The organism is Flavobacterium sp. KMS (genome assembly GCF_000813005.1).
Lineage (GTDB): Bacteria > Bacteroidota > Bacteroidia > Flavobacteriales > Flavobacteriaceae > Flavobacterium.
Genome location: NZ_JSYP01000014.1, coordinates 93389 through 109349, shown reverse-complemented (window position 1 = coordinate 109349; position 15961 = coordinate 93389). Strand labels below are relative to the sequence as shown.

At 31.8% G+C, this 15961-nt stretch carries 11 protein-coding genes; 5 read left to right on the top strand and 6 right to left on the bottom strand.

All coding sequences use genetic code 11. The annotated features are described in order from the left end of the window. The first annotated feature begins 192 nt into the window (after window positions 1-192). From OA93_RS15085 to OA93_RS15070, 4 genes are all read left to right on the top strand, one after another. On the top strand, window positions 193-1347 hold the full coding sequence (locus tag OA93_RS15085; RefSeq protein ID WP_039114216.1) for a M14 metallopeptidase family protein: 1155 nt from the start codon (window positions 193-195) through the stop codon (window positions 1345-1347). A 77-nt stretch (window positions 1348-1424) separates the two neighbouring features. Continuing rightward, the gene (locus OA93_RS15080) at window positions 1425-1904 is read left to right on the top strand and encodes a winged helix-turn-helix transcriptional regulator (RefSeq protein ID WP_007805990.1); all 480 of its coding nucleotides are present in this window, start codon (window positions 1425-1427) and stop codon (window positions 1902-1904) included. A gap of 96 nt (window positions 1905-2000) precedes the next feature. Further along, entirely contained in the window at window positions 2001-4586 is a 2586-nt protein-coding gene (locus OA93_RS15075) for a phosphoenolpyruvate carboxylase (protein ID WP_039114215.1), read from the top strand. 11 nt (window positions 4587-4597) lie between these two features. Next, window positions 4598-5113 (top strand): DinB family protein, encoded by a 516-nt coding sequence (locus OA93_RS15070; RefSeq protein ID WP_039114214.1) that lies wholly within the window; start codon window positions 4598-4600, stop codon window positions 5111-5113. Window positions 5114-5645: 532 nt separating this feature from the next. Here the strand turns inward: OA93_RS15070 and recQ are convergent. From recQ to OA93_RS15040, 6 genes are all read right to left on the bottom strand, one after another. Then, complete coding sequence (gene recQ, locus OA93_RS15065) at window positions 5646-7757, bottom strand: DNA helicase RecQ (protein ID WP_039114213.1); 2112 nt, start codon at window positions 7755-7757, stop codon at window positions 5646-5648. Between the two features lie 86 nt (window positions 7758-7843). Then, window positions 7844-8251, bottom strand: a complete 408-nt coding sequence (locus OA93_RS15060; protein WP_039114212.1) for a hypothetical protein — start codon at window positions 8249-8251, stop codon at window positions 7844-7846. A gap of 9 nt (window positions 8252-8260) precedes the next feature. After that, window positions 8261-9229: a deoxyhypusine synthase family protein gene (locus OA93_RS15055; protein ID WP_039114211.1), complete on the bottom strand. Its 969-nt coding sequence runs from the start codon at window positions 9227-9229 to the stop codon at window positions 8261-8263. Between the two features lie 104 nt (window positions 9230-9333). After that, on the bottom strand, window positions 9334-10737 hold the full coding sequence (locus OA93_RS15050; protein ID WP_039114210.1) for a decarboxylase: 1404 nt from the start codon (window positions 10735-10737) through the stop codon (window positions 9334-9336). A 294-nt stretch (window positions 10738-11031) separates the two neighbouring features. Continuing rightward, a complete protein-coding gene (gene aroB, locus OA93_RS15045) occupies window positions 11032-12099 on the bottom strand; it encodes a 3-dehydroquinate synthase (RefSeq protein ID WP_039114209.1) in 1068 nt (355 codons plus the stop codon). A gap of 191 nt (window positions 12100-12290) precedes the next feature. After that, on the bottom strand, window positions 12291-14579 hold the full coding sequence (locus tag OA93_RS15040) for an O-antigen ligase family protein (protein WP_039114208.1): 2289 nt from the start codon (window positions 14577-14579) through the stop codon (window positions 12291-12293). Window positions 14580-14760: 181 nt separating this feature from the next. Here OA93_RS15040 and OA93_RS15035 point away from each other — a divergent pair, with 181 nt between their 5' ends. Further along, entirely contained in the window at window positions 14761-15927 is a 1167-nt protein-coding gene (locus OA93_RS15035; RefSeq protein WP_039114207.1) for a proline dehydrogenase family protein, read from the top strand. Window positions 15928-15961: the final 34 nt, after the last annotated feature.

Below are 15961 nucleotides of genomic sequence, written 5' to 3'. Positions count from 1 at the left end.
ATGTTATGTAAGTTGTTAGTATTTAGTGTTGTAAGTGTGTTTTTGTAAATAGGTAACAAATGTCACCAAAACCAAGGGAAATGGAGGTTATTTCGAGAAAATAAGCGTTTACAAATGTAGATTATGGCAAAATTTAATTGTTTACAATTGTAAAAATAAAGATGTTTACTTTTGTAAACCAAACAATACGACATGAATTTAGAAGAATTATTTAGCTTACATAAAGAACAAAGTATTCAAGGAAGGTATCTTACACTAGATGCAATTACTCCCTTATTAGACAAATTAAATACTAATAATCAAGTTAAGATTATTGGTAAATCTGTTTTGGATCAACCTATATATAGTTACGTAATTGGGTCTGGTAAAACACGAATTTACCTTTGGTCGCAAATGCATGGAAACGAAAGCACGACCACAAAAGCCTTATTTGACTTTATTAATGTCTTAAATAGCGGTTCAGATTTTGCAAATAAAATGCTAGAAACCTTTACTTTTTATTCCATTCCTATACTAAACCCCGATGGTGCGAAGTTATATACCCGAGAAAATGCTAACAAAGTCGATTTAAATCGTGATTCGCAACAGTTAACTCAGCCAGAGAGTAAGGTATTAAAAGCTGCTTTTGAAGCGTTTAAACCTCATTATTGTTATAACCTGCATGATCAGCGTACTATTTTTGGCGCAGGAAACACAGGGAAGCCTGCTACGGTTTCGTTTCTGGCACCTGCATATAATGAAGAGAGAGAGATAAATGAGTCCCGTACAAAGGCTATAGATCTGATTGTTGCTATGAATGATGTTCTGCAGCAATATATCCCTGGGCAAGTAGGGCGTTTTGATGATTCTTTTAATATTAATTGCATAGGAGATACATTTCAATATCTGGGAGTGCCTACAATTTTATTTGAGGCGGGGCATTATCCTAATGATTATGAAAGAGAAGTTACTAGGAAGTATGTATTTTTCGCCTTAATTACTGGATTTAAAGCACTAAGCGAAAACGATATAGTTGTCAATGGAATTAATAAATATTTGAATATTTCACAAAATAAAGTCGTTTTTTATGATTTTATGTATAAAAACATCAAAATAAATTATGATGGTATCGAAATAATCACGAATTTTGCCGCACAATACAAAGAAGAATTGATTGAAAATAAAATTTGTTTCACTGCTTATATTACCGAAGTTGGTGAATTAGAAAATTATTACGGTCATTTTGAATATGATGCTAAAGGGGCAACATATACTGATGGTTTTAGTAATATTCCGAAAACAAGTCAGAAAGCAGATTTTTATTTAGATAAAAACATAAAATTTGTTAATGGATTGATAAAAAGTTAGTTTTTTTGTCATTTTGTTATTTTTTATATATATTTTTATACTTTGTAATAGCAATTAGTAATATTAATTAAAGAATTATGAGTAAATTTCGTTTGGATGAAGTAGATCACCAGATTTTAGACATGTTGATAGACAACACAAGAGTACCGTTTACTGACATTGCAAAAAAATTATTGATATCTGCAGGAACAGTACATGTAAGGGTGAAAAAAATGGAAGATGCCGGAATAATAATGGGATCTTCATTAGCCTTGGATTATGATAAATTAGGATATTCATTTATAGCTTATGTAGGTGTTTTCTTGAATAATACATCTCAAACAAAATTTGTTTTAGAGCGTATTAATCAAATTCCATTTGTAACAGTAGCATCTGTAACTACAGGGAAATTCAATATTTTCTGTAAAATAAGAGCAAAAGACACGAAACATGCTAAAGAAGTTATCTTTATGATTGATGATATCGAAGGAGTTTACAGAACAGAAACTATGATCTCGTTAGAAGAAAGTATTAATGATAAGAAGCGTTTGATGCATACTATTTTTAAAAATATGTAATTGACCTTGAATGCTATATTGAATATAACCTCAAGTTTTTCTTGGGGTTTTTTTATGAAAAATTAACTATTAACAACCAACCAACTATAACACATTATGTATACGCTTCCTAAAATTGAACGTTTTAATCAAGACGTTCTTTCTAAATACCATATTTACAATAGTGTCTTTATTACATTGCCATTTGATTCTATTGATAATACTGGGGTTTTACTTCCTTTATTTACCGAAGTTTGCGAAACAGGCTTTAAAAAACAAGAAACACCTAAAGAAATTGTGAATTTTTTCTCAGGAAAGTATTTAAATAATGCTTCCGAGAAAGATAAAATCGACTTAATGTTTCGATTTATTCAATATATCGAGCGTCAAATTGTATTGTTTGATGCTATCGAAGATGCAGCTTTTCCTACTGTAAACAATATGGAAGGAAGAGGATCGCTTCGTGATATCAAAGAAAAGTCTGATGCTAAAGAAAAAGAAGATGATTTAGTAGAGTTTTTAGAAGACTTTAATGTTCGTACCGTTTTAACTGCGCACCCTACACAATTTTACCCAGGGCCAGTATTAGGTATTATCAATGACCTGACCGATGCGATTCGTGCAAATGATTTGCTTAAAATCAAGAAATTACTTGCTCAATTAGGAAAAACACCATTTATACAAAATGAAAAACCAAATCCTTACGACGAAGCGGTAAGTTTAATTTGGTACTTAGAGAATGTATTTTACGAAACTTCAGGCGAAATAGTACATTATCTTCAAAGGAATATCTTTCACGGAAAATCAATTCAAAATCCATTGATAAAACTAGGATTTTGGCCAGGAGGAGACCGTGACGGAAACCCATTTGTAACCACAGCAATTACCTTAAAAGTTGCTGAACGTTTGAGAACTTCGATTCTAAAATGTTACTATGTAGAGATACGAAACCTAAAAAGGAAACTGACTTTTGCGGGAGTAGATACATTAGTTTCAGATTTAGAGTTTAAATTATATCGTTCTGTTTTTTATTCAAAAGGGGAAATTTACATCACTTTAGATGAGTTTAAAACACAATTAAACAAGATAAAAGATATAATTATCGATAAGCATCAGTCGTTGTATTTAGACGAATTAGAGGCGTTACTTATAAAAATTAACTTGTTTGGTTTTTATTTTGCAACACTAGATATTCGTCAGAATAGTAAAATACATGATGCTGTTTTTAAAGATGTTGTAACGTATTACTTAAAGTCTGACTCTACAGTGTTTCCGGCTAATTATTATGATTTATCTGAGAATGAAAAGATAGCAATCCTTTCAAAAGTAAAAGGAGATCTTAACTCTAATGTGTTTGAAAACGAAATTACAAAATCAACAATAGAGTCAATTCAAGCTATTAAAACCATACAAGAGAATAATGGCGAGTATGGAGCAAATCGCTATATAATCAGTAATAACGAAAGTGCGCTGAATGTAATGGAGACTTTTGCATTGATTAGATTAAACAATTGGGAAAGTCCAACAGTTGATATAATCCCACTTTTTGAATCTGTAGATGATTTACAAAAAGCCCATAAAATTATGGAGCAATTGTACACAAATCCAGAATATGCAAAACACCTTGTAGAGAGAGGAAACAAGCAGACTATAATGTTAGGATTCTCAGACGGCACAAAAGATGGAGGGTATTTAATGGCAAACTGGAGTATATACAGGGCCAAAGAAGCACTTACCGAAATCTCAAGAAAATACGGAATTAAAGCTATTTTCTTTGACGGACGTGGAGGACCACCAGCTCGAGGAGGAGGAAAAACACATAAGTTTTATGCTTCACTAGGTCCGAAAATCGAGAATAACGAAATTCAGATTACAATACAAGGGCAAACAATTAGTTCAAATTTTGGAACATTAGATTCTTGTCGCTATAATTTAGAGAATTTATTAAGTGCCGGAGTTACAAATCAGGTATTTAGTAAAGGTAAAAATGAGTTGACTGTAGATGAAAAAGATATATTAGATCAACTAGCAGAACTAGGGTATCAAGAGTATTTAAGCTTTAAGAATCATCCTAAGTTTATTCCTTATCTGGAAAAAATGAGTACTTTAAAATATTACTCTAAAACAAATATAGGTAGCCGACCATCAAAAAGAAGCAAGTCAGAGAATCTGGATTTTGCCGATTTACGTGCTATTCCGTTTGTAGGTTCTTGGAGTCAGTTAAAGCAAAATGTACCAGGTTTCTTTGGGGTAGGTTCAGCTTTAAGACATTTTGAAGAAACAAACCAATGGGAAAAAGTTCAGGATTTATATGATAATTCATTATTCTTTAAAACCTTGTTAGAAAATAGTATGATGTCATTGGCAAAATCATTTTTACCATTAACAGCTTACATGAGGAAAGACCCTGAATTTGGTGAGTTTTGGCAAATTATCTACGATGAATTTTCGGAAACTAAACGCCTTTTATTAAAAATTGCCGGACATAAAGAGTTAATGGAAAATTATCCTGATGGTAAAGCATCAATTCAGATAAGAGAGCGTATAGTATTGCCATTGTTAACAATACAACAATATGCTTTGTTAAGAATTAATGAATTAAACAAGCAAGATAAAGTCGATGAAGACCTAATTAAAGTTTATGAAAAAATAGTAACGCGTTCGCTTTTCGGAAATACAAACGCAAGTAGAAATTCAGCTTAAATTTAATTATTATGTTAGGATCACAATTATTAGAAAACGAGTATTCTGGCGGATTTACAACTTATATTCGCGAAGCAGGAGATGTAAATTTGATTGAAGAACTAGAAATTTCTTTGCATGATTTTATAAAGTTTGTTCAGAATATCTCAATGGATAAATTTGATTATCGTTATGCCGAAGGAAAATGGACAATCAAAGAAATCATTCAGCACATAATCGACACCGAACGTATTTTTGCATATCGCGCTTTACGTTTTTCTAGAAACGATAAAACAGGATTGCCAAGTTTTGATGAAAATGATTATGTAGATAATACGAATGCAAACGCAAGAAGCATTCAGGATCTATTAACGGAACTTTCTGCAGTAAGACATTCGAATTTATTGTTCTATAAAAGTTTATCAGAAGAGCAGCTTAAACGAATTGGTACAGCATCAAATAATCAGATATCAGTTAGAGCTTTAGGTTTTGTAATTATTGGTCACCAAAAACATCATCAAAAAGTTTTTCAAGAAAGATATTTGTAGTTAATAAAACGCTTGCAATTAAATATTAAAAGTCCTGTGAAATAGTAATTCACGGGATTTTTTTTTGAAGCTATTCCTGCTTCCCGATAGTTATCGGGACACTATATCTTTTTATTTTTAAAGGAAAAATAAAAAGGATGCCGTTCCCATCAGGGCTAAGGATTATCCTAGTTTATAAAAAATTTTGTGATTAAAATTTCAAATTTGTCCTCCTGAGTCGAGTCGAAGAGTAATTGCAATTTGTCTTGTTTTTGTTGATACGCGAGTAGTTTGTGTCCTTCGATTCCGCTAGAAAGTCTTAAAGGAACGCAGATGATACGGATTTGCTAAAGCAAAAACGTTGATAAAACGGATTTTTTAAACGAATAAAAATAGTATTCGTCTCAATTTTGATAGATAATTTTCTGCAAACTTGCTTTTTTGAGTGCGATAAATCTCTGTAAGAAACACAATAATCTTTGTCAAAGTTCAAAACTTTGACAAAGATTTAGAGGTGTAATATCGTTTAATGAGTACGTGAATTCATCATATTTTAATAATTCTTCTCAATAATCGCCAGACCTAAGCGTATTTTATCATAAGAAATTTGCTCTTCAAAAAAGTCATAATATGGCTTTAGAGTTTCAGGATTTTCAAGTTTTACTTGGGCTTTTCTTATCTGGATAACTTCGGCATCAGAGACATAATCAGATAAATTAATATCATGCCCATCAACATATAGCTTGGCTAAGTGAGATGCAATTGTCGAAATACCAAGTTTTCTTTTTGCTGCGATAGCCTCAATAGAAATGCCTTCCTGAAATAACTCTAAGGTTACTTTATATGTGCTGCTTTCCTTTTTAGATTTTGCCTTTGGAGCTTTTTTGTTTTTGAAAAAATCGATTATAGCATTTACAAAATCGGAACCATACTTCTCGAGTTTGGCTTTTCCGACTCCGTCAATTGCGATAAGTTCATCATCGCTCATTGGTCGTAATAATTCCATTTGCCTTAAAACAGCATCGCTAAAAATTACATAAGCTGGGACTTCTTCTTCTTTAGAGATTTTGTAGCGCAATTGTCTAAGTATTTCAAAAAGAGAATTTGGCTTAGCTTTAGTAGCTTTTTCTTGTATTTCAATTTGCTCAATAGCTTTCTTAACTACGGTTGTAAGCTGAACTTTTTCTCCTTCAAACAATACTTTTTTAGCAAAAGAAGTCAGTAAAATTTTATTGTGTTGGTGAAAAGCAATTTCGCAATAGCCTAAATTGATCAACTGAATCAAATATTGGTTCCAATCGTACCAAGAAATATCGGCACCAATACCATAAGTTTTTAAGTTCTGATATTCGTTTTCGTAAATATGAGCGTTTTTAGAACCTCTAAGAAAGTCGACAATTACTGCTAAAGTTTCTTTTTCTTGTAAACGTGTAATGGCTGATAGCGCTTTTTGAGCAATAACGGTTCCATCAAAAAACTTAGGAGGATTTTTGCAAATATCACAGTTACCACAGTTTTCATTTACTAATTCGCCAAAATAAGAAAGTAATATTTTTCTGCGACAGCTTAAAGCGTCCGCATATTGTTTCATTCGTTCTAATTTTGCAAGTTGTACTTCGGCGTTTAAACCTTCAGAAGCAAATTTTTGCAACTGAATAACATCGCTGTAACTTTCGAACAAAATAGTTTCTGATGGCAAACCATCACGACCAGCTCTTCCGATTTCCTGATAATAACCCTCTATATTTTTAGGTAAATTGTAATGAATTACCCAACGAACATTTGATTTATCGATTCCCATCCCAAAAGCAATTGTGGCACAAACAACCTGGCAATCGTCGTTTATAAAATCATCCTGAGTTTTAGAACGTAGTTTATTATCTAGACCGGCATGATATGCTTTGGCGTTAATCCCTCTTTTCTGTAATTTTCCTGCAAGTTCTTCGGTTGTTTTTCTGCTTAGGCAATAAACAATTCCAGATTCGTGAGGTTTCTTTTCGATAAAATCAATAATTTGTTTTACTCTGTCGAGAGCAGGACGTACTTCCAGGCTTAAATTTTTTCTATCAAAAGAAGCAACAACCGTTTTTGGGTTATTTAAATTTAGTTGTTTTGTAATGTCGGTTCTCGTCGCTTTATCGGCAGTTGCCGTTAATGCAAGGACAGGAGTAGAGGGGAAGCGATTTTTTAGATATCCTAAATTAGTATAAGCAGGGCGAAAATCATGTCCCCAAGCCGAGATACAATGCGCTTCGTCTATTGCTATTAAGCTTACCGTTAATTGATTAAAAATAATATCTAGATAAGATAAGCTTTCGGGAGCTATGTAAACCAACTTTATAGTGTTAGATTTTAAGCTTTCCATATAAAATTGTTGCTCTTGCTCAGATTGGCTACTGTTTATAAAACAAGCAGCAATTCCGTTTGCTTTCAAGCTATCGACTTGATCTTTCATCAAGGCAATAAGTGGAGAAATAACGATTGTAATTCCTGGTAATACTAATGCTGGTAACTGAAAACAGATAGATTTTCCTCCACCAGTTGGCATAATTGCTAAAGTATCCCGACCAGAAAGTATCGTATTTATAATATCTTCCTGGTTTGGTCTGAATTTTTCAAATCCAAAATTTTCTTTTAGTTTGGCGTGTAATATTTCTGTTTTCATTGGCTTGTATTTTTGTAGGTAATTTACTAAATAAAAAAGGAACTCATAATATGAGTTCCTTTTTTATTTTGAAATATTCAGATTAATTAATCTTCATCATCTTCGTCATCATCCTCATCGGCGATATCTTTCTCACGGTCTTCATCGTCATCATCTCCGTCAAGATCTGGCTTGTCTAAGTTTTCATCTTCATCGTCATCATCGTCAGCAGCGTCGTCGTCTAGATCAAGACCTTTTATTGGTTCGATTGTGTCAACATCTGCATCGATTTCATCATCTTCATCGTAATTTTCAATTCTATCAGCAAGTTTAGTACTAATTTTTACTAAATAGATAGTATCTTCTGTACGTACTTCAACGGCTTCTATCAATTCGTTTTTAGCATTTCTAAAACGGATAACATCCGAATCATCATAACCATCAGGAAATTTATCAACTAATAAGTTTAAAATTTCATTGGTAAGTTTAGCGTAATCAACTATTACTCTTTTCATAAAGTTATTCTATAAATCTAATAAATATGCAAAAATTAACGGTGCTACAATGGTAGCGTCTGACTCTATAATGAACTTAGGCGTTTTAATATCTAATTTACCCCAAGTGATTTTTTCATTAGGAACGGCTCCAGAGTATGAACCATAACTGGTTGTTGAGTCTGAAATTTGACAGAAATAGCTCCAAAACGGAACATCGTGCATTTCCATATCTTGGTATAACATTGGTACCACACAAATCGGGAAATCTCCAGCAATACCACCACCAATTTGGAAAAATCCAATTCCGTTAGTGCTATTTTTAGGGTACCAATCTGATAAGAAAACCATATATTCGATTCCAGATTTCATCGTAGATGCTTTTAATTCACCTTTGATTACGTATGAAGCGAAAATGTTACCCATTGTGCTATCTTCCCATCCTGGTACAATAATAGGTAAATTTTTCTCTGCTGCAGCATACATCCAGCTATCTTTTAAGTCAATTTCGTAGTATTCTTCTAATACACCAGAAAGTAACATTTTGTACATGAATTCATGTGGGAAATAACGCTCTCCTTTATCATCTGCATCTTTCCATATTTTGTAGATATGTTTTTGCAAACGACGGAATGCTTCATGCTCAGGGATACAAGTATCTGTAACTCTGTTTAATCCTCTCTCTAATAAATCCCACTCATCCTGAGGAGTTAAATCACGATAGTTTGGCACTCTTTCGTAGTGAGAGTGTGCTACTAGATTCATGATGTCTTCTTCTAGATTTGCACCTGTACAAGAAATGATTTGAACTTTGTCCTGACGAATTATTTCGGCAAAAATCTTTCCAATTTCGGCAGTACTCATTGCTCCAGCCATACTTACCATCATTTTGGCTCCATTTGCCAATTGTTGCTCGTATGCTTTTGCAGCATCAACTAAAGATGCAGAGTTAAAGTGTAAATAATGTTTTTCAATAAACTGACTAATTGGTCCTTTCATTTTTTCTTTTTTTTTTTTTTGAATTCAAAGGTTATAAAAACCCTTAAAGATTGTTATGCAAATTAATAAAATTTATAAAAATATAGTACAATTTGCGATTTTTTTTATTGTTTTTTACTGTACCCTAATATCTTCAATACTTGATCTGATGTTTGCTCTTCTGAAAAGACTTCAGTTGCCAAAAATCCATTCTCATCTCTATCTATCAAAATGTGCTTAGGTTGTGGGATTAAACAGTGGTGTAATCCTCCATAACCACCAATCGTTTCCTGATAAGCTCCTGTATTGAAGAAACCAATATATAAAGGCTTTTCTTTATTATATTTAGGTAAGTAAATGGCATTCATATTTTGTTCGGAATTGTAATAATCGTCACTATCACAAGTAAGTCCGCCTAATAGAACCCGTTCGTAAGTATCATTCCACCGGTTTACAGCCAGCATAATAAATCGTTTGTTAATTGCCCAAGTGTCAGGTAAAGTAGTTATGAAAGAAGAATCAATCATATTCCATTTTTCTCTGTCATTTTGTTGTTTTTGGTAAAGAATCTGATAAATCGCACCACCACTTTCACCTACGGTAAATGAACCGAATTCAGTAAAAATATTAGGAACATCTACTTCAGCTTCATCACAAGCAATTTTAATTTGATTGATAATTTCATCAATCATATATTGGTAATCGTACTCAAAAGCCAATGAGTTTTTAATTGGGAATCCACCTCCGATGTTCAAACCATCTAGAGTAGGGCATTCCTTTTTTAATGCTACATAAACTTTAATACATTTTACCAACTCATTCCAGTAATATGCATTGTCATTGATACCTGTATTAATAAAAAAGTGCAACATTTTTAGTTCCAAATTTTTATTTTCTTTGATCTCTTTTTTATAAAAAGGAACAATATTTTTGTATCCAATTCCTAATCTCGAAGTATAGAACTCAAATTTTGGTTCTTCTTCGGCAGCAATTCTAATTCCGATTTTAAATTTACCCTTTATTTCTGCCTGAAGCAAATCAAGTTCTTCGTAATTATCAATTATTGGAATGGTGTTTTTATGACCATTATTTATAAGTCTTGCAATATTAGTTACGTATTGGTCTCTTTTAAAACCATTACATATTATATGTGTATTTTTGTTAATCTTGCCATTCTCCAATAAATTTTCCGCGATATTGATATCAAACGCCGAAGAAGTTTCTATATGGATATTGTTTTTGAAAGCTTCATTCATGATAAACTCAAAATGCGAACTTTTAGTACAATAGCAGTAATAGTATTTAGCTTCGTATTTATTTTTTTCCATCGATTTTCTAAACCAACTTTTTGCTTTGTTGATATTGTTAGAAATTTGAGGTAAATAAGTAAATTTTAATGGCGTACCATATTTCTCTACTAATTTCATCAAATCGATGTTGTGGAATTGAAGGTTGTCTTTGTTTAAAGTAAATTCCTCTTGAGGAAAGTAATAAGTTTGATTGATTAAATCAGAATATTTTGTATTCATTGAGATATGTATATTTTAAATTAAATTATGTGGTAAACAATAAAATAATCTAAAATTCAAACCCGAATATTTGCATACACGATTTGTAGTTTCTCGTGCTCCGCTTTTGTACATTGAAACAGGTCAAAACAATAGTTTCCTTTTATATTATAAAAACGGTTCAATATCCTCAGGAATGAAGTATTGACTTGGTTCTTGTATGAACGGAATTCTTTTTGTTTTTGATTTTTTTTCACGCTGCAAATGTAAAAAATATTATATACGTAAAGCAAAGCTTTTTTATTAAAAAATACGTTAAGATTTGTAATCTTGAAAGGACTCAAGAATTAATTCATTTTCAACCGATTGATTGATCTTTATTTTCCCGATTCCTTCTATTAATGCAAACTGAATTAAACCATATTCGTTTTTCTTATCATGAATTAGTAATTCTAAGATAGGTTCGATATCATTTTCTTCAATAATAACATCGTCATAAATAGATTTTATAGCCGATTTTATCTGTGAATATTCCTCTTTTGTAATTAAATTTTTGTGTAATGATATGTAACTTTCCAGAATCATACCTATAGCAATTGCCTCACCATGTAGTAATGTTTTCTTATTTTCATTCTCTAAAAAGTAACTTTCGATAGCATGTCCTAATGTATGTCCGAAATTTAAAGCCTTACGAATATGTTTTTCAGTAGGATCTTGCATTACAATCTCGTTTTTAATCTCTACCGAGCGATAAATCAACTCGTCAAGATCTGCAAAATCGATAGCTTTTAAATCTAAAAATTTCTCCCAATATGCAGCATCATAAATTAATCCGTGTTTTAGCATTTCGGCAAGACCAGAACGCATCTCGCTTTGAGGTAGAGTTTCTAGGTATTGCGTATCAATTAATACCATTTTAGGTACATTGATTACACCAATCTGGTTTTTTAAATTTCCTAAGTCAACACCATTTTTACCACCTACAGATGCATCAACCATAGATAATAAAGTAGTTGGGATGTGTATAAAATCAACTCCACGTTTAAATGTTGAAGCTACAAAACCACCCAAATCGGTAACAACGCCACCACCAAGATTAATAACCAATGTTTTTCTATCAGCACCAAGCTCCGTTAGAACTTTCCATATTTCGATGCAAGTTTCAATATTCTTATTGATTTCGCCCGATTCAAACTCGATAATTTCGATAGTTAAGTCCGTTCCTAATAAAGGTAAAAATTTAGGTAAACAATATTCATTTGTGTCAGTATCTACAACAATGAACAGGTTTGAATACTTATTTTCTTTTAAATGATTATTTAAAGCTTCGTATGCATTTTGATTAAAATGTATCGGATAATTATTGGCGTGAATTGATTGCATGTTTTCTGTAGTTAATTGAAAGCGCAAAAATAAGGTATTTTAAACTAAAAAATATTCAAACTCATTCTCTAATTTGCATAAAATACTAACTAATAAGAGAAAAAATATTCAATAACAAACAACTTACTTTTCTGTTAAAAGTAATGAAATGAAACGTAAAAGAGGTTGTTTTATTTTTATAATTAGTTGTATTACTTACAGTTTAGATTTAATTGTTGTTGAGCATCAGGAAAGTTTTTGGATTTAGAGATAGTAAAGTACTTACAGGCATTTTCTCTTTCATTAGTTTTTAAGTAACAATTACCTATAAAAAATTCGGTACGTCCAGATTTAAACTCACGACGTTTTAATGCTTCCAGAAAATATGATTTAGCATCTTGGTATTTGCCCAAACTATAATAATAGAATGCTAAGTTTTGCATTGTATCGGGATTATTTGGGTCGATTTTTAATGCTTTCTGATATAATTCAAGACTCTTTTTTAAATCATTTTTCAGGAATAAATCTCGACCTTCGTTGGTATATTTTTGAATTAAAATGTTGTTTTTCTGTCTTGTTAATAGAGTGTCGGCAGGATGGTATCGCAAACCGTTGTCTATAAAACGGAGTAATTTGGAGCTGTTATAATTACTTTTTTGTAGTTCCTCTGCGGCAATTCCCCATGCTTCGGGAATGTTTCGGTATTTAATAAAGAGGTTATGTTCTTTAAATATCTCTGAAGTATCGTTTTTAGCACGTGCAAATTGTGCAGACATTTTAAAGAAATTTACATTTCGAGGTCGTAAATAAAACGCCTGTTTTGCATAGATATAAGCGCTGTCTATGTTTCCTTTTGCATTCGATATAACCATTTTATAAAAGAAGATTCGCCCGAAATGAGGATTTATTTTATCAGCTTTCGAAAGGTATTTTAATGCGTCGTCATATCTTTTTTCGTTCGTATAATAAATACCAGCATATTCATAAAATGATTCGGCTGTGCTAAGTGTATTTTTATATTTTGGTATTCTCTTAAGTAGTTCATCACCAGTTAGGTTATTTGTAGCAAATAAACTTTCAACATCTTTTTGGATTAAATATTCAAGATTTGATGCTTTGTTGTTTAAAAAGGCAAAATAGCTAGTTATTATGCTTATTATAATCAGTATTAAATAGGATTTACTTTTGTTAGTTTCAAATTCAAGGCTTGATGGAGGTGGAGTATTAATGATTGTTAATACGAATATTAAACACAAGAAAATTAGCATTGCAGGACGAAACATCGGGAAGTTTATAGCTGAATCGACTCCATAAACAATCGTCATCATCAAGGTTAGTAAGGCAATTGTTTTGCGGTTAGTTTCAGCTGATTTGAAGATTCTTTTTATATTGATAAAAGTAATAAGAATAAAAATGGATAGATAAATCAAGCCGTTTAAGATTCCTGTTTCGGCAGCAACTTCCAGGAAATCATTATGAGAGTGTAGAGAAATAGAAGAATTGTTATCTAATGTTTTCTCATACGGAATTGATTCTACTTTATAATTCCCTAATCCAACGCCTGTAATTGGGTTTTCTTTGGCTAATTGTATCGAATTGCCCCAAATTGTTATTCTGGTTTTAATAGATTCATCCTTAAGATTTATTTGTTCTACCCGGTTTCCTAATGATATGTAACGTTCTTCGTTTGCAGATCTTTCAAAAACTAAATTGGTAATAAATACAGCTATAATAATCGGAATAATAAGTGATAAACAAGTTCCTAAAGAAGATTTGTTAACCGAATTATTTTTTAGATAGTAGAGTATGTAGACAATAAAAATTAAAAACATACTAATAAATGTTGCTCTCGCCGCAGTTAAAAGGATGGTTGTGAGAACAAGTAATAATGTGATGTATGAAAATAATTTTTTAAACCCAGAAAAAGTAGTGATTCCGAGTAATAGGAACGGGATTTTGATAGTTAAGCTTGAAGCTAAAATATTAATGTTTCCTGTGGTTTTTATCATATTCTGAAGCCCAAATGATATTGTTGCCTGAGAAGCTAATAGCTTTAAATTGTATATTTCGACACAGGATTGTAAAAAGGCTGTTATACCAACAATAAAAATAATTTTATTAAATAAATCAAGTCTGTTTTTTAGTAAAACGGTGAAGTTTATCACTAAACAAAAGGCTATGATTAGTTCTGTTATTTTCTCTAAAACTAAAGTTGTGTTTTTTGTATTAATGGCAGATATGCCGCAAAGAATAATAAATAGGAGGTATAGCCTTAGGAGAGAACTCTTTTTTAAGAGCGGAAAGGTATCGGTGGAAATGACATTTGGATTAAGATAAAAATACAATCCCATTACTAAGTTTAGCCCCGATAGGTATAAAAACTGAGGATAAAGAAGATCGATAGATTTGGGATGGGGCAGGAAATTGGTGAGTAAAAGCGATATTGTAAAAAAAATAACAACGGTGTCTGAAATATTTTGCTTGTCAATATTGTTTGCCATAAGAAAACATTTTATCGATTAATATTTTTTCTTTAACAAATATAGCTTTTTTTATTAAGTGAAAATTTACATTTTTAGCTTGTTTTTATTTGTTTTAGGCATTTAATAATGTGAAATAATGAATTTTTAACAAAAAAAGTATTCAAACTCTCTCTATATTTGCACAAAAAAATCCCTAATAATGGAAAAAATATTTAATAATACACAAGTTGCATTTTCGTTAAAAAGTGATACAGAACTTGAAAGAGCTTATTTTCTTTTTAAAATGATTGCTAATCAGCCTTTAGTTCGCATAGGAACGGCTGTAACTAACTTTGCTTTAAAAGCAAATTTACCAGTAGAAAAATTAATTCGTGCTACAGTTTTCGACCATTTTTGTGGTGGTGTAAACGAGAACGATTGTATTACTGTTGTTGATAAAATGTACACTAAAGGTGTTTGTTCGGTATTAGATTATTCAGTAGAAGGGAAAGAAGAAGAGGAGCAATTTGATGCTGCTTTAAAAATGACTTTAAAAACAATTGAGTTTGCCAAAGAACGTGAAGCAATCCCGTTTGCGGTTTTTAAACCAACAGGTTTGGGGCGTTTTGAATTGTATGAAAAATTAGGAGAGAAACAAACTTTAAACGCTGCTGAACAAGCGGAATGGAATAGAGTAGTAGAGCGTTTTGATATTGTATGTAAGGAAGCGCATAAAAATGATGTGGCTTTACTTATTGATGCTGAAGAAAGCTGGATGCAAGATGCAGCCGATGAATTGGTTACTGAAATGATGCGTAAGTATAATAAAGAGAAAACAATTATATTCAATACATTACAAATGTACCGTTGGGATCGTTTGGATTATTTGAAAAAATTGCATGAACAAGCTAAAACAGAAGGTTTTTTCATTGGTATGAAACTAGTTCGTGGTGCTTACATGGAAAAAGAAAACAAAAGAGCAGAAGAGAAAAATTATCCTTCTCCAATTTGTGAATCAAAAGAAGCTACGGATATCAATTACGATGCAGCAGTTTTATATATGTTAGCGCATTTAGAAACTATGTCTATTTTTGCGGGAACACATAACGAGAACAGTTCTTATACTTTAATGCAATTGATGCAGGAAAGAGGAATTAAAAGTAACGACCACAGAATTTGTTTTGGTCAGTTATACGGTATGAGTGATAATATTAGCTACAACCTTGCTGAAAACGGCTATAATGTTGCTAAATACTTGCCATTTGGACCTGTAAAAGACGTTATGCCTTACCTTATCCGTCGAGCGGAAGAAAACACTTCGGTTGCGGGACAAACTAATAGAGAACTTGAGCTTTTAAAAACAGAGCGTAAGAGAAGAAAAGGATAGTAGATTTTAGTCTCAGTTTTCAGTAATCATAAAA